The organism is Nocardia sp. CA-136227, from assembly GCF_050955695.1.
Taxonomy (GTDB): domain Bacteria; phylum Actinomycetota; class Actinomycetes; order Mycobacteriales; family Mycobacteriaceae; genus Nocardia.
Genome location: NZ_CP192081.1, coordinates 4,765,990 through 4,782,100 on the forward strand (window position 1 = coordinate 4,765,990; position 16,111 = coordinate 4,782,100).

Genomic DNA, 16,111 nt, shown 5'->3' on the forward strand with positions numbered 1-16,111 from the left:
CGAGCGGGCGGCCTACCGGTCGGTTCGGGACCTGCCGATTACTGTTCTCGACGACGAGAAGGAGGGCCGATGACCACCGAATGGTCGCAGTGGCCGCGCCGGCACAGCCGGGCGGTCGATGTGGTGGTGGCCATCCTGCTGTGCGCGCTGGCCACCTACGCGAGCCGGTTCATCGACACCGCGAACGGGCAGGGTCCAGTGGCGGTCCGGCCGATTTCGCCCGGGGTGTTCGCGCTGTCGGCGGCGGCCTCGATCGCCTTGCTGTGGCGCCGGGCGTATCCGCGCGCGGTCCTGGCGATCACGACGGCCTGCGGTATCGGGATCGGCGCCTTGGGTTTCGAGGTGTCGGTGTTCACCGCGGGTGCAGCGTTCGTCGCCATGTACTCGCTGGGCCTGTGGTATCCCGATGCGCGCACGGCCAAGCTCGCGCCGGTGATCGCGGGCGCCGCGCTGCTGCTCACCTCGCTGGTGCACGACTTCAGTCCGCTGCTGACCGGCGGACGCATCACGCTGGTCGCCGGTGACCTGCTGGCCGGTGCGTTCGCCGAGGCCGGGCGCAATCGGCGCAACTATCTGGCGGCCCTGCACGCGCGCGCCGAGCTGGCCGAACGGACGCGGGAGGAGGAGGCGCGGCAGCGGGTCGGCGAGGAGCGGGTCCGGATCGCGCGGGAGCTGCACGATATCGTCGCCCACCACATGGCCTTGGCGCACGCGCAAGCCTCCACTGCCGCATACCTGTTGCGCAGCCAGCCCGACCAGGCGCAGGAGATGCTCGACGAGCTGGCCGGCACCACCTCCGCGGCGCTGCGCGAACTCAAGGCCACGGTGGGCCTGCTGCGGGAGGACGATTCCGATGCCCCGCTCGAACCGACGCCTGGTCTGGCTCAGCTGTCGGAACTGCTCACGTCTTTCGAGCGAACCGGTTTGACGCTGTCGCTGTCGATCACCGGTGTGCCGAGACCGCTCTCGCCGGGCGCGGATCTGACGGCGTACCGGATCATCCAGGAGGCGCTCACCAATGTCACCAAGCACGCGAGCACCGCGACCGCGACCGTGCGCCTGGTCTACTCGCGCCTGCTGCTGACCATCAGCGTCAGCGACGACGGCGGCGACGGTCCCGACACTGTTCGCGGTGAACAGGATTCGGTCGACCGGGAATCGAATACGCAAGGCTACGGCCTGATCGGCATGAACGAGCGCGCCGTCTCGGTCGGCGGCCACCTGCGCGCCGGCCGCAAGCCAGGCGGCGGTTTCGAAGTCACCACCGAACTTCCCCTCGAACCCCCGAAAACCCCCGACGACGAGGACGAGACGCCATGACCATCCGGGTACTGCTCGCCGACGATCAAGCCCTGCTGGCCGGCACCTTCCGCCTGCTGATCGATTCGGCCGAGGACATGGAGGTGGTCGGCATCGCCGGAAACGGCCGGGAGGCCGTCGAACTCGCTCGAGCCACCACCCCCGACGTGGTCGTGATGGACATCCGGATGCCCGGCACCGACGGCCTCACCGCCACCCAGGAGATCTGCGCCGACCCCGCCCTGCGCGACACCCGCGTCATGATCCTCACCACCTTCGAACTCGACGAGTACGTGGCACAAGCCCTCCGCGCCGGAGCGAGCGGCTTCCTCGGCAAGGACGTGGGCCCCGAGGAACTCCTCCGCTCCATCCGCGCGGTAGCCGCCGGCGACGCCCTCCTCTCCCCCACCGCGACCCGCACCCTCATCGCCCGCTACCTCTCCCGCCCCGAAAGCCGCATCACCGCAGCCGATTCCCTCGACGTCCTCACCGCCCGCGAACGCGAGGTCGTCGCCATGGTCGCCGAAGGCCTCTCCAACGAGGAAATCGCCGAAAAGATGTACGTCAGCCCCCTCACCGTCCGCACCCACGTCCAACGCGCCATGTCGAAACTCGGCGTCCAGAACCGAGCCCAACTCGTAGTCCTCGCCTTCCAATCCGGCCTGGTCCGCGTCGAACCACCCCGCCCCTGACCGATCACGCGGACTTTGCGGTTAGGTTCGAGTGGTGACTCGGATCAGCAGTCACGTCGAAGGGCCGTTGGGGGAATCGCTTGATGGACACGACAGAAGCTCGCATCGAAGATGCGGGCAATATCCTGGTCGCGCCTGCCGGATTGCAGGACAACGACTTGCTGAAGGATTTCTTCGGGTCCACGATCACGCCGGAGGACCTGGCTTCCGGATCACCTGATCTCGTGCAGAAGAGCGTCTACCTGTGTGGTGATGTTTCAGCGATCAGCGACCGGCAACTGCGGGACGCTGCTCGGGTGTTCGTGATCCGGGAGTTGGCGGACGGTCACCGCGAGGATGTTGATGACTCGTGGCCCCTCATCGACCTCGGCCGGGTTCCCGTGCGCATTCGCGGAGTCGGCGTGTACTACCGTCGCTTCTTCGACCTCGACGACGACTACTTCAGGCGGATCCGCGCGGAGCACGCGTTCCAATCCCTGACCGAGTCCACCAAACCCGGGACAGCTCATCGCAGTGGCATCTACTTGACGCCAGTTACCCGAAGCGGTGACGAACTACGCTTCCACCTGCTCCGCTGCTCCACGAACCTCTCGGGGCCGACCGAGAATTTCCGGACTACCGACACGAGAATCGTCGAGTCCCTGAATCGCGAGGCCGCCAGTATCTTTCGAGGCCAGGCACCGCTGAACCACGTCCTCGCCCAGATCTACCACAATACTTACGCCACAGCGGAGCGGAAGCAGTCCAAGGCCAAGATCTCGGCGCACGCCGACAAGACCAAGGACATGCCCGTCAACGGGATCATGGCCTTCTGCACCTTCTACGACGGACTCGACAAGCTGCGACCCTTGGCTGAAGACCCCTTCGACCATGGCGTGAAGAATGCCAGCGGGCTGACCAGTCTTCGCTTCCGCCTCAAGGATTCGGCCGAAGCGCGCACCGGCCTGCCCGCGCAGTTCGACCTGACGCTCTACCCGGGCTCCGTCTTCTTCATGCCGCTGTCCACCAACCGCCTGTACACCCACGAGATCCGGCCCTCGGTATTGGACGCCGAATTGCTGCCGACCCGACTGGGATACGTGGTGCGCTGCTCGAGCACCGAAGCGGTTCACAAGAACGGCCGGACATTCCTCGACAGAGCCGGGGGCTTGGTTCAGCTAGAGCCGCCCACACAGGAGGGCATGGACGAACTGCGGAGGCTGTACGCCGAGGAGAACAGGACCTCGTCCTTCATCGACTACGGCGACCGATTCCTCTTCAGCATGAACACCGGAGACTATGTTGCCCCTCGAGCCTAGGATCCCGGACGAAATCCTCTCGTACACTTTGCCGTTCGAGGAGGACCTTTTCGCACAGCTCTCCACGTCAGCCCTCTTCGAAGACGTCGGAAAGGGCCGCCGAGGCGCCACACTCGCCAAGACCGACAATGCAGGCCGTGTGCCGCTGGTCCGCACCACCACCCGCTACGCCACCCCGACGCAGCACTTCCGGCCGGTGCACGACCGCCTGGCACAACACATCCAGACCCGAGCCGGATTCTCGAAACCGTTCAACAACGCCCTCATCGAGACCTACACGAACGCATACGCCAAGATGGGCAGCCATTCCGACCAAGCCCTCGACCTGGCCGACGAGTCGTTCATCGCGCTCTTCTCCACCTACCGGCACCCCGAACCGATCCCGCCAAGGAAGTTGATCTTCGAGCGAAAGGGGTCCAGCGAGAAGTTCGAGATTCCTCTCGCCGACCACAGCGTCATCATCTTCTCGGTCGCCTCGAACCGGCAGCTCAAGCACAAAATCGTGCTGGACAACCCCGCCCATACAGCCGAGAACGAATGGCTCGGCGTAACTTTCCGAACGTCGAAGACCTTCATCCACTTCCGCGACGGCCACCCATACCTCCCGCAGGGCACCCGCCTCACATCAGCCGACGAAGATCAGCAGCACGAATTCTTCCAACTACGCCGACGCGAGAACAACGAAACCGACTTCGCCTACCCCGCACTGACATACACCGTCAGCGACAGCGACCTGTCCCCACCCGTCTGACCTCGTGTACTTCTTGCCAGTCGGAGGGATCTGTCGAGCCACGAATGACGGTCAGAGATGTGGGAGCATTTCGGGCTGCGCGAGCCGCTTGATGGTTTCCGCGGGGCTGGTGTCGCTGCGGCCGAAGACCGCGTCGAAGTAGGCCAGGAGGTAGGAGCGTTGGAGATCGACCGAGCGGATTGCGTCGATCGAGCCGATCGCGACGTTCTTCACTTCATCGTTCAGCAGGCCCGCGGTGTCCAGTCGGGCCACGATCACCTGTTCATCGGTGAAGGACATGTGCCGGGTGCCCGCGATGCGAAGGGGCAGTTTCAAACCGGTGTTGGTGGCCCAGTACGGTTCCCAGCCCGGGTTCCCGAACCAGGGTGACGTGTCGCTGGCGAGCATCAGGAGCGGCCGAGCGAGGCCGTCGGTGGAAACGGAGCCGAGGATTGGGCCGTCGAGATTGACGCCTGCGGCGATCCTCGAATCGTCGTGCATGGTTTGAGCGGTGGTCGACCCGCCGAGAGAATGGCCGAACATGCCGACCTTTGTCAGGTCCAGATCGTCGGCGAGGTGTTGCGGCAGTGCAGGACCCGCATCGGTGGAGTGCCCGGCTGTGGCAGAGAGTTGATCGAGAACGAATCGTGCATCGGCGACGCGGATCGGAACCAACATGTCGGACAGGACGTTCAACGCCGAATCCAGCGGCACTGCACTACGTTCGGTACGTCCATCAGGGAATTGAACCGCGAACGCTTCGTGGGTGTGGTTGATCGCAACCACCACGTAGCCGTGGCTGGCGAGATCCTCGGCTTGAGCAGTGCTCAGCCCGGTCGTGTCGTCCAGCCCCGGGGAATACAGCAGGATCGGAAACTTCCCGCGGCCTACCCGTGCCTGCGCTTCGCTACGACTATGACTGGGCGCGAGCGCCCAGCTGTCAGAGGCAACACCAGCCTGGGTGAGGCCGAAGCGCTGTTCTTCCAGGCCGCCCGGCGGCATCCACGGTGCCATGGGTGCGGGATCGGCATCGTCAGCCGGATACCAGATCTGCACCATCAGTTCGCGTCGGCGGCTGGTGTCCCATGGATCAGCACGATTGACATCGATGAGATGCCATTCGGTCACGCCAACCGCATCGGGACCGGTCGGAGCGGGCAGATTGATGGTCACAGCCGTATCCGGCGGTATGCCGGGGCTTGCCTCTGCGAGACCGGCGACAGCAGTGGCCGCCATCGATACTGCGGCTACGGCAATGACATGCCGACGTAATCCCCTGCGTTCCACGACAATTCCCCCGAGTCGGTGTGCTACTCGATGGGCCACCATACAAGATCGACAAAGGGCATGGGCGATACCTCAGCGGGTTGATCGTCCACTTCCCGTGCCGGGGGACTCGGTCAGCCCTGGACTCGACGGGGAATCGTTGCCTGATTCTGGACCGAACAGACGCATCGACGCTGCCCCTGCCAGCAACGACAGCGCCCCGACATAGAGCAGCCGGACGCCCACCACGAACGGCTGAAATGCCAAAGGCATCAGTGGAAGAAGCGACAAGCTCAATGCGGCGACCAGTCCGGCCGCCAGCCAGAACCGCTTCGGTGCGCGCCGAGTGGCAGGCGGGTCGCCGTGCCAGGTCCGAAGCAATCCACGCCGACCGATGTAGTAGAACAACCCGACCACCAGTACCCCACCGAGCAGTGTCGATGTCTGCTGCAGCAAGTACCACCAGGGCCTACCGAGCAGGCCTGGCTGCAACAGCACAGGGAATCGGGCTACGCCCCAGCCGTGCCCACCAGCTGGATCATGCGTGAACCCGTCCCAGAAGATATGAGTGACTGCGCCGATCAGAATCGAGTATCCGGTGACATACCACCGATATCGCACGGTGCTGAGCACGCCATAGGCGGGCAGATCGAACGCTCCGAGCCGTGGCAGATGGGCGGCGATATCCGCGGCACCCCAACGGATCACCCCCGTCGCGATGATTCCCATCGGCAGACACCACCACAGCAGCGCGAGAAGTGTGTGCGTCTCAGGCATCGAAAAGAACCCTGCCACCGGATACGAGGCATCCGGAACCGCGGCACCGACCACCAAAGCGACACCATCCAGATGGCGTGGCCACCGGAGCTTCAACGGGATTACTGCCAACGCATGCGAGGGAAAGGTAAGCGGCACGGCCAAGTCTATCCACTGCTGCCTCGACCGGTTCTGGAGCTCGAATCCAGGTGTCGGTTGTCGCGATTCACGCAGGGCCGACTCAGCTCCGCCTGTAACGGACGACGCCTGCCCGCCGACTGATCGTTGAAGGCTCCAGCGCGGTAGGGGGCGGACATGCCTGACGTATCCGGCTCGTTGGCGCAGTCGGCGTGGGAACTGTGGTCAAGCGTCGTGCGACCAATCGCCGGCGCTTCCGCAGCAGTAGTGCTGATCATTGTGGGCCTCGTGCTGTTTCCCGACGATCCCTCACCCGAGCCGATCGGGAGTCGCATGGTGTTCCCGGTTCTGATCAATCCCCTGCCGCAGGAATCCTTACCAACCACGATGCGGGTCAGCGGGTCTGCCACACCGCCGAAATGACTCCGGCCGGCAACTCGCCTTCTGGGATCGATCAGCTCCCGAAATGTACCTGATTCTTGATCTTTCGGATGTCCGCGCTGGGGCTCAGTTTGCTCCCGCCGCCAGCGGCAACATCGGTTCAGCGAGGTGAACACGCGGTCGCCGCCAGCACGTCAGCGAAGCAGTGGGCTGATGAGCCAGAGAGTCAGCCGGTTTCGCCAGCCGACACTGCCCAGGCAGAGTTTCACGCTCGCACGCCGCCTCGCGTTGGCAGCTGGCAAAGGTGCAGCAGGGCGCCCAGTTGATGGGTTCAGTCAGGTTCGAGGCCTCGTTCACGGCCAGGGTTGAGACGATTGCTGCATAATCCAGTGGCGGTTGCGGACGAGAGGGGTGTCTGGAGTGAATGATCGGCAGGCGGCGCGAATCGCCAAGCTGCAGAAGTTGATCGCTCGCGGCCGAACTGAAGACGCTGCCGCACTACTCGAACGGGATCTCACGTTGACCCCAGAGCAGAGGAAGCAGATCGAGCAGGAGATCTCCGCCGCTGGCAAATCACTGGACAAGGGCACCGGTGTCGCGGCTCTGGCCAACAAATACGGTCCGGTCGATGGCTTCCGGGAGTTGCCGCAGGCTCACCTTTCGGTACGGATTCCCTGGCACGACACGGACTGGACTGGGCACGTCTGCGCGGACCCCAGCGCAAACCACTTCTGCACTGTCTTGAAGAACATCAAAGACAACAAGAACGACGATGACGAAGTCGCCGACGCTGGCCGTGCATGGTCGTCGCTGCCCGCCAAACGGATTCCACCGTGTGTGGTTGAGCGCGGTGGCTTTATGCGCGTCGATGCTTTCGACGTCCAGCGTGTACATGCGTACGCCGGTGGATGGACGGCGTCGCACGCGCATTTCGCTCCGACCGCGCAGCGCATGCCGCCGTACAGTGTCGAGGCCACGCCCTATCGATGGACGATGCGCGAGCACGCGCCCTTGATCGCCGAAGCGTGGGGCATCGCGTACAACGCTGAGCTGGAGGCTCGCGCCGACGCCGTGCTGGAGACCAAGCGTTCAACTGCCTGGGTGCAGGACCATCGCAACCAGGCGGCGATGCTCGATTCCTTCTTCTCGGCTCTGGTTCCGGGTCGGTCGTTGATGTTCCTCTACGCCAAAGATGTTCCGCTGCTGGAAGATGCTCCTGCCGGTACGCGTGTGCTCGTCGGGGTAGGCCGGGTGACAGGTGTTGGCGACCTGGTCGAATGGAACTACAGCGACAAAGGGCCACTGCGGTCGGTGATGTGGGAGCGCTCTGTAAAGCACTCGATTCGCACGGACTCCATCGACGGATTTCTGTTGCCATATCAGACCCTGCTGGCCTCGAAGTCCCTGCGTGGCACAGACCTATCGACATTCGTCGCGACTGTCGCGCCAGAGCATTTCGAACAGTTCTCCTACGTCTCCGAACTCGTCGACCACGACGCGGCAATCGCCGCGTTGTTGGAACTAACTCGGGTAGTTGACCTGCTGCCGGGTGTCGTCGATGGACCGTGGCACCAAGCGGCAGCGTGGCTGTCGGAACGTGTCGCCGAGATATGGGAGCAGCGCGGACCCTATCCCGGCCTCGGGGCCGTGCTGACCGCAGCCGGGGTCGCCCGCGGTGGTCTAATCGCCTACCGAGCTGTCCAAGGTCTGGACGACTCTGCTGACCTCTGGCCCGCTGTCGAGGCAGAGGTCGAGCAGCACGGTCGCGTGGCCCGCAAGACATGGGCGCACCTGACCGGCGATGAGGAGCAGTTCGCTCTTGTGCGACTCCTCGCGAGGTTCCCGTTGACCACCGCCCAAGCGCGGCGGCTGCTCGAACGATCAACCGGTCAGGTGCTTGAGAACCCATATCTGCTCTACGAGGACGATCGAGGCCTCGAGGACGCCGTTACTTTCACTACGATAGACCGCGGAATATTCAACCAATCAAGTTTCGCCGCAGCCGTGTTCGACGCTTACCCGATGACAGACCCAGTCGACGATCCGGGCGACGATAGACGAATCCGTGCCGCGTGTGTACAAGTGCTGGAGACCGCAGCGACCGAGGGACACACCCTGCTGGACGAGCCGATGCTACGGCGCAGGCTGGCGGCATTGCCGGTAAGTCCGCCGTGCGACCCACCCAGTACGCTGTTCGAGATCGCGGTCCGTGACTTCCCGCCCGTGCTGTGCGAACACCGGGCACAAGACGGCTCGCGGGCCTGGCAGCTGCAACGGCTGTCGATCGTGAGCGACGTCATCCAGGCCGAGGTCGATGCGCGCGTCAATTCAGGCCCACTGGATGTCGAATGGGAATGGCGAGGCGAGATCGACCGCGTCTTCGATGAATCACCGTCGGCGGACGACATCGACGAACATGCAGCTCGTTCAGAAAAGGCCACCGCGCTGGAGGTCCTCGCACGTTCGCGATTCAGCGTCCTCGTCGGCCCCGCGGGCACCGGCAAGACGACCCTGTTACGGGCATTGTGCACCCACCCCGATATTTCTCATCGTGGTGTGCTGCTCCTGGCCCCCACCGGCAAGGCCCGCGTCCAGCTTGGCGACCGCGCTGGTGTGCAAGCGCAGACGCTCGCGCAATTCCTGCGGTCAGCGCAACGCTGGGATCCCCACCTGGGTTACAGAATCAATCCCGACAAGCCGAAGATCAGCGGCTATACGACAGTCATCATCGACGAAGCATCCATGCTCACCGAGGAGATGCTCGCGGCGCTGTTCGATACTCTACTCGGCGCTCAGCGCCTCATTTTGTGCGGAGATCACCGCCAATTGCCGCCTATCGGCGCCGGACGGCCCTTTGTCGATATCCTCAGCTACCTCCGTAACGACCGGGCCTGTCAGTCTGGAGTCGGCTTTGCCGAACTGACGGTGAGCCGACGCCAACGATCGGTGAAACACGGTGCACGGGACGACCTTTCGGTTGCGAGCCTGTTCTCCACCGATGACGCCTCGCCTACCGCCGACGAAGCGTTGGCACGAGTCCTCGCCGGCGCCGGGGACGCCACCATCTCCATCCACACCTGGACCGATCGACATGAATTACGTGATGCTCTGGACATGCTGCTCGGCGCAGATCCCGATATCGCGCTCGACAGAAGGGACCGTGACAGCCTCCTCAGGTCACTGGGCGCCAGCGGCGAATACAACGGGCGACCGTCCTTCGTTCGCGGCATGAGCGGCGATGGGGCGGAGAACTGGCAACTTCTTTCGCCCGTCCGCGCCCACGACGGCGGCGTCCACTGGCTCAACGACTTCATTCGGGAGACGTACCGCCCCGGCGCTGTACGCGCCGCTCGAAACCGCGGTCTGCCCCCGCTCGGCAACGACCAGATACTGCGGCACGACAAGATCATCTGCATCCGAAACCACTTCCGTCAGATGTGGCAACCAAGTACCCGAGAAGCGTCCAAAGTGGGTGTCGCCAACGGTGAAATCGGCATCGCGACCGAAGTCGTGCAACACCACGGGCTCAAGATTGAATTCGCGGCCCGGCCCGACGCCCAATTCACCTTCTGGGAATCCGAACTCAACTCCGATGCGGATAATGCCGATATCTTGGAATTGGCCTATGCGGTGACCGTGCACAAGTCACAAGGATCACAATTCGGTGTCACGTTCGTCATCGTTCCTCAACCATGCGCATTGTTGTCCCCCGAGTTGTTGTATACCGCGCTGACCCGACAGCGCCACCGGACTGTACTGCTGTTGCAGGGCACGACGAATGACTTGTGGGCGCTCACCGATCCGCAACGATCCGAGACCGCACGACGACTTACCCGCCTGTTCCACAACCCAGACCCGATCCCCACGCACCACGGCAGCTACCTTGACGGCGGTCGGATACATCGCACTGCTGCCGGGGAACTCGTCCGATCCAAATCCGAGGTAATCGTTGCGAATACGCTGCGACACCTCGGAATTCAGTACAAATACGAACAACCGCTAGTCATGGCTGACGGGACCCGACGCCTTCCCGACTTCACCATCCATCGCTCCAACGCTGTTCCGACGTACTGGGAGCACCTCGGAATGCTCGCAAGCCCGGGCTATCGCGCAGACTGGGAAGCAAAGAAGGCATGGTACCGAGCACACCAAATCCTCCCATTCGACGAAGGCGGCGGCAAGAACGGCACACTTGTGTGGTCCGACGAGGAAGTCCGCAACCCTGGCATCGCCGCTGACTACATCGAATCGCTCGCAAGACGAGTCTTGTTCTAGGAAGACATCAACCGTAACCATCGGACCATCCCGTAGCCGACGTCAGAGAGCCCTCGTCAGTCGAACACCACGCTGCGCAAGCGAGCGGTGTATTGGGCTGCCCGCTCCATGGCGTCACCGGCAGCGTCCAATTCGATCAGCGCTTCCTCCAGCACTTCCCGTGCGCCGGCGACGCAGTAGCCGGGAGTGGTAAGTGCACCGGTGCCGACGGTGTCGATGATCAGACCTGACTCCGGTAGAGCTGCGTATCCATCGGACAGTTCCGCCACCGCGCGGCGCAGCTCGGTCAGCTGCGCCAGCAGGTGTCCGCGCTTACCTTCGAGCTCGATCGGATCTGCCACCATGCGCCACAGTCTGCCCCAATCTGAGACTGCTGGCAGCTCAGGTCAGGCGGATCGGGGCGGTTTGGTCAGCCTTCGGCTGCAAGGACCATCCAGTGCTCTGGGTTCGGGAGTGGGGCGAAGCCGAGTTGGGTGTAGAGGCCGTGGGCGTCGTGGGTTGCGAGGAGAATGCGCTTGAGCTTGTAGGGGGCGAGGTGGTCTCGGGCTGCGGTGACGAGGGCTCGGCCTAGGCCGGTGCCTCGGTGGTCTCGGGAGACGTAGACGTCGCAGAGCCAGGCGAAGGTTGCGAGGTCGGTGACGATTCGGGCGTAGGCGACCTGGTCGCCGACGGCGTGGTAGGCGCCGATGTTTATCGAACCGTGGATTGCCCGCTCGACGATGTCACGTTCGCGGCCGAGGGCCCAGTAGGCGTCGGTGGAGAGCCAGTGGTGGACTCGGTCTACGTCGATGCGGGTGGTGTCGACGGCGATCTCGTAGGCGTTGGGGTCGCTCACGCTTCGGTGGGGTTGCGGAAGTAGAGGGTGTTGGTGCCGTGGGCGGAGAGGGGGGCTGCTTCGGCGGCTTGGCGGATGCCGCTGCCGGGGAGGCAGGTGAGTTTGGTGAACATGGTGGTGTTGCCGAAGGCGGAGCGGACCTGGGTTTCGGAGGCGTAGTCGGCGCCGTAATCGGAGAGGGCCTTGAAGTCCAAGGGGGCCAGGGGCTTTTCCAAGGGGATTTGGGCGGCGGGGAGGCCGAGGCAGGCGTATTGGGTGGCGGCGCCGCCCTCGTACCAGCACAACTCGTAGGACATTTGCTCGGTGGTGGTGACGCTGACCACCGGCCATTCCTGGGAGAGGCGCAGGGCGAGGGGGTGGCGGCCTACGGGGGCCACTTCCCAATTGAGGCTTTTGACCGAGACCCAGTGTTCGGAGACCTTCTCGATGAGGACGACGTCCTCGCCGAGACGCTCTGCGCGGTTGGGTTCGGGTTCGGGTGTGCTCCAGTGCTTCTTGTCGACGCCGAGGTAGGCGGAGCTCTGGACCGGTTCGGCGCCGTCGGCGGTGTAGGCGGCCAGGATGGCGGCGCGGACCAGGGTGACGGCATTGCGGGAGGAACAGCGGACGCTCAACGCGCCGAAGGAGGTGCTGATCTCGACCGGCTTGGAGGGCTGGTCGGGGAGGGCGCCCGCGGCGATCGGCTTGAGGCCGACCAAGGCGAGCTGCCAGTTGATCTCCTCGATGGTCGCCAGGTCACCAGCCGTCTGGTACAGGATCTGCTGCTGAGTCAGATAACCCGCGCGTTCGAGGGTCGCGCATTCGAGTTTGCGCAGCGCGGTGACGGTCTTGCCGGTGAAACCGATATCCTCGACCCGGATTTCGCGCAACCGCTGCGTCATACCCGTGGAGGTGACCTTGGCGTAGCACTCGCGGTACATGGCCAGGGCCTGCTTGCGCTGACGGCCCACCATGAGGGTGCGCAGCAGGGTGTTCAGGGTCGACAGGTAGCGGTTGGCCTGGTCGGGATCGGCGGCGAACAGGCTCGCCCGGATCCGCACCGCGTCCTCGCCCGCCGCGACGGCGGCCTTGGGGTCGAGGCGGCACAGCCAGACACTGCACTTGGACAGCGCGTCGGCCGACGCGCCCGCGGCGAGAGGATAGGTCTGCGCCACATGCCGATACGCCTGACAGGCATTGCGGATGGTGGAAGTGGCCAGCTCACGGTGGCCGATGGTGCGGGCCGCCTGCTCGAACAGTCGCAGCGCCTCGGTCACCTCGGCGGCGAACGGGGCGGTCACGTGACCGCTGGTGAGCCAGCGCAGACGGAGGAGCACGGCTTCCTGCGCGGGTTCCAGCGCCGATGCGGACCGGTCCCGCGAATCCGGATCGGTCTTGGTCGCCATCAGCGCCCGGGCCAGCTCGCACAGCGAGGTGGCCAGGGCCAGCTCCGTCTCGAGCGTCCGATCCCGTGCTGCCCCGCGATCCGCGGCCACTTGCCGCTCGATGGCGCTGAGATCCATTGCGACCTTCAAACTCTCATACCCCGTACTACCTCGATCAATACAACCGTTGATCGCCCATCGACCGACCGCGTGTTTGCGCCGAGTCTGCCATAAATCGCGCGTGCGGGTCGGGCGTCCGCCGGTATGCCCGGATTTCGGGCGACCGGCGCGTCGCGCCCGCGATCAGGCCGGATGCGTGTAGCGCAGCTGCCCCGGTTTCGCGCGATCGTACTCGGCGCGGCCCGAGAGGTGCTGCGGCACACCGACTTCCCACCACGCGCCCGCCTCGGTCCACGCGGAGGGCTGGGTGCGGACCACGACGACGGCCGGCCGGGACTCCGTCCGTGCGGCTGCTCTGGCGGCGGAATAGGCGTCGCGGAAGTCGCCGAGTTCGACGGCGGTGAAGACCGAACAGCCCAGCGCACGAGCGTGCGCGGCGAAGTCCACGCGCGGCGGGGTGGCGTGATTGGTGCGGCAGTCGGCGTAGAAGTTGTTGAACGCCGTGCCGCCCTGACCTTCCTGCAGACGGGCGATCACCGCATACCCGTCGTTGTCGCACACCACCGCGACCAGCGGGTGACCGGCGAAGGCGGCGGAGAACAGTTCGGAGTTGAGCATCAGGTAGGAGCCGTCGCCGAGCAGGGTGGTGACCAGGCCCTCGGCGTCGGTCCGCGCGATCGCCGCACCCCAGGCTCCGGCCAGCTCGTATCCCATGCAGGAGAAACCGTATTCGACGTCCATCGTCGGCAGCCCGCCGGTCGCGCGCCAGCCCCCGACGAGTTCGCCGGGCAGGCCACCCGAGGCGGTCATGACATAGTCCGACGCCTCGCTGAGTTCGTTCACCACGCCGACGATCTGCGCGTAGCTGGGCGTCCCGGGCGTGGGCGCGCGCAGTTTGTCGATACGCGCGTCCCAGTCCGATCGAACCGCCGCAGCGCGCGCGGTCCAGTCGGGATCGGCAGACCACTCCCCCAGTTCGGGTCCGAGATCCCGCAGAGTCGTGTCGGCGTCTCCGACCACCGCCAGCGCCCCGTGCTTGACCGCGTCGAACCGCGCCGTATTGATGTGCACGAGACGGACTTCCGGCGCGAACACCGTCCACGACGCGGTGGTGAAGTCCTGCAGGCGAGTACCGACGGCCAGCACCACGTCCGCCGCCGCGGCCAGCGTATTCGCCGAGGCCGCGCCCGTGATCCCGAGCGGACCGGCGAACAGCGGATGGTCGTGCGGCACCAGCGTGCGCCCGGCGGTGGTCTCGGTCACCGGAATCCCGTGCCGCTCAGCGAATTCCAGCGCTTGACCACCCGCCCCCGAATACCGAACGCCACCGCCGAGAATCAGCAGCGGACGCTCAGCGGCCCGCAGCACCCGCGCGGCCTCGGTGACACCGCGCCGATCGGGTCGCGGGCGCGGAACATGGTGCACCACAGGCTCGAACAGCGCGTCGGGGAAGTCGTAGGTCTCGGCCTGCACATCCTGCGGCAGGGCCAGGACCACCGGCCCGGTGTCGGCGGGATCGGTGAGTACCCGCGCCACCTGCGGCAGCGTCGCGATCAGCTGCTCGGGCCGGGTGATGCGGTCGAAGTAGCGACTCACCGGCCGGAACGCGTCGTTCACGGTGGCGGTCGGATCGCCGAAATGCTCCACCTGCTGCAACACCGGATCGGGGGCCCGGCTGACGAAGGTGTCACCGGGCAGCAGTAGGACCGGCAGCCGATTCGCGTGCGCCACACCGGCGGCCGTCACCATGTTCAGCGCGCCCGGCCCGATCGAGGAGGTCGCGACCCCGACCTGTCGCCGCTGCGTGGCCTTGGCCAGCCCGACAGCGGCCAGCGCCATGCCCTCCTCGGTGTGCCCGCGCCACAACGGCAGCGCGTCGCGATGCTCGGCCAGCGCGGTCCCCAACCCCAGCACATTGCCGTGCCCGAAGATGCCGAAAGCCGCCGGGAACAACGGCACTTCGACGCCTTCGAGGGTTTCCGAGCGCTGAGCGACGAGCCAGGCCACCAGCGCCTGCGCGGTCGTGAGCTTCATCCGAGCCGTCCTTCGTGGGAGGTGACCGGGCACCGCGGGTCCGCCGCTTCCGACGCCCAACTCGCCCGCACCCAGGCGTGCGCGGGGTCGTCGCAGAAGGCCATGGACCGTTCGGGCGCGGGGCCGGCCAGCACATTGAGGTAGTACATGGGGTAGCCGGGCGCGGCCACGCAGGGACCGTGGTAGCCGTGCGGCACCAGGAAGACATCGCCGTCACGGACGGCCACGTTCTCATCGAGTGCGCCGTCAGGGGTGTAGGTGCGGTGGAATCCGAAACCTTCAGGGCTCGTGGTGATTCCGTCGCGCCCCGCGATGCGGAAGTAGTAGATCTCCTCGTTCACGACCTCGCACTCGGAGGCTTCGTCGTGCTTGTGCGGTGGATAGGAGGACCAGTTCCCGTCCGGGGTGATCAGTTCACAAGCATTGAGCTTGTCGGCGTGATCCCACACGCCGGGCGTGCCGAAGTTGGTGACCTGCCGGGTAGCGGGACCGGCGCCGCGCACCTCGACCGGAACCTGCTCGGCCGGACCGTATTTCGGCTCCAGCCGCCTGCCGCAGCGCGCCATCGGTAGCGCGACCTCCAAACCGTCCACCGTGGACAGCTCCACCTCGGCGTCGCGCGGCACATAGGCGAAGTCGGTCACCCGCGTGAACACCGAATCCCGCCCGGCCAGTTCGAAGGTCATCCCGTCCACCCGCACCGTGCACGCCCCGGCCAGCGGCAGCACGAACGCCTCGAACTCCCCCGTGGAGATCATCCGCCGCTCCCCCGCCGCCAGCCGCAGCACACGGAGCCCGGCGTGAGACCACCCCGCGACCTCGGGCGTCAATAACACGGGATCACCCGCGTCAGCCAATACTCCCGCCCGCCGATGGAGATCAGTCATCTCCCCTCCCGCCGTGCGTGGCCGCCCGGGCGTGGC

General features: G+C 65.3%; 13 protein-coding genes. 6 read left to right on the forward strand and 7 right to left on the reverse strand.

The window, feature by feature from the left end; all coding sequences use genetic code 11:
• Window positions 1–69: 69 nt before the first annotated feature.
• The 4 genes from ACQP06_RS21955 to ACQP06_RS21970 all read left to right on the forward strand — a co-directional run bounded on the left by ACQP06_RS21955 (window position 70) and on the right by ACQP06_RS21970 (window position 4,040).
• A complete protein-coding gene (locus tag ACQP06_RS21955) occupies window positions 70–1,320 on the forward strand; it encodes a sensor histidine kinase (protein ID WP_433666368.1) in 1,251 nt (416 codons plus the stop codon).
• On the forward strand, window positions 1,317–1,991 hold the full coding sequence (locus tag ACQP06_RS21960) for a response regulator (RefSeq protein ID WP_433666369.1): 675 nt from the start codon (window positions 1,317–1,319) through the stop codon (window positions 1,989–1,991). Before ACQP06_RS21955 ends, ACQP06_RS21960 begins: the two co-directional genes overlap by 4 nt.
• A gap of 83 nt (window positions 1,992–2,074) precedes the next feature.
• Complete coding sequence (locus ACQP06_RS21965) at window positions 2,075–3,289, forward strand: hypothetical protein (protein ID WP_433666370.1); 1,215 nt, start codon at window positions 2,075–2,077, stop codon at window positions 3,287–3,289.
• Window positions 3,290–3,317: 28 nt separating this feature from the next.
• Window positions 3,318–4,040: a hypothetical protein gene (locus tag ACQP06_RS21970; protein WP_433666371.1), complete on the forward strand. Its 723-nt coding sequence runs from the start codon at window positions 3,318–3,320 to the stop codon at window positions 4,038–4,040.
• A gap of 51 nt (window positions 4,041–4,091) precedes the next feature.
• Here the strand turns inward: ACQP06_RS21970 and ACQP06_RS21975 are convergent, their stop codons facing one another.
• Both ACQP06_RS21975 and ACQP06_RS21980 read right to left on the reverse strand, forming a co-directional pair.
• Window positions 4,092–5,192 carry an alpha/beta hydrolase family protein gene (locus ACQP06_RS21975; RefSeq protein WP_433666372.1) on the reverse strand — a complete coding sequence of 367 codons (1,101 nt, stop codon included), beginning with the start codon at window positions 5,190–5,192 and terminating at the stop codon, window positions 4,092–4,094.
• Window positions 5,193–5,378: 186 nt separating this feature from the next.
• Complete coding sequence (locus ACQP06_RS21980) at window positions 5,379–6,200, reverse strand: DUF4184 family protein (RefSeq protein ID WP_433673400.1); 822 nt, start codon at window positions 6,198–6,200, stop codon at window positions 5,379–5,381.
• A 156-nt stretch (window positions 6,201–6,356) separates the two neighbouring features.
• Between ACQP06_RS21980 and ACQP06_RS21985 the strand changes: the two genes are divergently transcribed.
• Both ACQP06_RS21985 and ACQP06_RS21990 read left to right on the forward strand, forming a co-directional pair.
• Window positions 6,357–6,602: a hypothetical protein gene (locus tag ACQP06_RS21985; protein ID WP_433666373.1), complete on the forward strand. Its 246-nt coding sequence runs from the start codon at window positions 6,357–6,359 to the stop codon at window positions 6,600–6,602.
• 378 nt (window positions 6,603–6,980) lie between these two features.
• On the forward strand, window positions 6,981–10,835 hold the full coding sequence (locus tag ACQP06_RS21990) for an AAA family ATPase (protein WP_433666374.1): 3,855 nt from the start codon (window positions 6,981–6,983) through the stop codon (window positions 10,833–10,835).
• Window positions 10,836–10,891: 56 nt separating this feature from the next.
• Here ACQP06_RS21990 and ACQP06_RS21995 read toward each other — a convergent pair whose 3' ends face one another.
• The 5 genes from ACQP06_RS21995 to iolB all read right to left on the reverse strand — a co-directional run bounded on the left by ACQP06_RS21995 (window position 10,892) and on the right by iolB (window position 16,075).
• On the reverse strand, window positions 10,892–11,179 hold the full coding sequence (locus ACQP06_RS21995) for a hypothetical protein (protein WP_433666375.1): 288 nt from the start codon (window positions 11,177–11,179) through the stop codon (window positions 10,892–10,894).
• A gap of 65 nt (window positions 11,180–11,244) precedes the next feature.
• On the reverse strand, window positions 11,245–11,670 hold the full coding sequence (locus ACQP06_RS22000; RefSeq protein WP_433666376.1) for a GNAT family N-acetyltransferase: 426 nt from the start codon (window positions 11,668–11,670) through the stop codon (window positions 11,245–11,247).
• Complete coding sequence (locus ACQP06_RS22005; RefSeq protein WP_433673545.1) at window positions 11,667–13,172, reverse strand: hypothetical protein; 1,506 nt, start codon at window positions 13,170–13,172, stop codon at window positions 11,667–11,669. The genes ACQP06_RS22000 and ACQP06_RS22005 overlap by 4 nt, the downstream gene beginning before the upstream one ends.
• A 165-nt stretch (window positions 13,173–13,337) precedes the next feature.
• A complete protein-coding gene (iolD, locus tag ACQP06_RS22010; RefSeq protein WP_433666377.1) occupies window positions 13,338–15,188 on the reverse strand; it encodes a 3D-(3,5/4)-trihydroxycyclohexane-1,2-dione acylhydrolase (decyclizing) in 1,851 nt (616 codons plus the stop codon).
• The gene (iolB, locus tag ACQP06_RS22015; RefSeq protein WP_433666378.1) at window positions 15,185–16,075 is read right to left on the reverse strand and encodes a 5-deoxy-glucuronate isomerase; all 891 of its coding nucleotides are present in this window, start codon (window positions 16,073–16,075) and stop codon (window positions 15,185–15,187) included. The genes iolD and iolB overlap by 4 nt, the downstream gene beginning before the upstream one ends.
• Between the last annotated feature and the right edge of the window lie 36 nt (window positions 16,076–16,111).